Below are 236 nucleotides of genomic sequence, written 5' to 3'. Positions count from 1 at the left end.
ATCTGCGGCTGGTGCAAAAGTATTGTCCCCGGCTTTCGTTAAGCGATCTCCAGCCCTGGCCCGCCGGTGTGCGGGCGCAGGCGGTATCGCCGGACGGCAAGCTGATTGACGATTTTCTGTTTGTCACCACCCCGCGCACGATCCACACCTGCAATGCGCCCTCCCCGGCAGCGACATCAGCAATTCCTATTGGTGCGTATATTGTCAGCAAGGTACAAACGCTGTTGGCAAGCCAG

Annotated in this window: 1 pseudogene; it reads left to right on the top strand. The window is 58.9% G+C overall.

What is annotated here, in order from left to right:
* Positions 1–236, top strand: a pseudogene (locus VJI94_RS08840) (hypothetical protein); the annotation flags it as partial.

The sequence above is a fragment of the Parvimonas sp. D9 genome (assembly GCF_035282565.1).
In the GTDB taxonomy this organism is placed as follows: domain Bacteria; phylum Bacillota; class Clostridia; order Tissierellales; family Peptoniphilaceae; genus Parvimonas; species Parvimonas micra.
The sequence above is the reverse complement of the archived record's forward strand: the minus strand, read 5'-3'. Positions and strand labels throughout refer to the sequence as shown.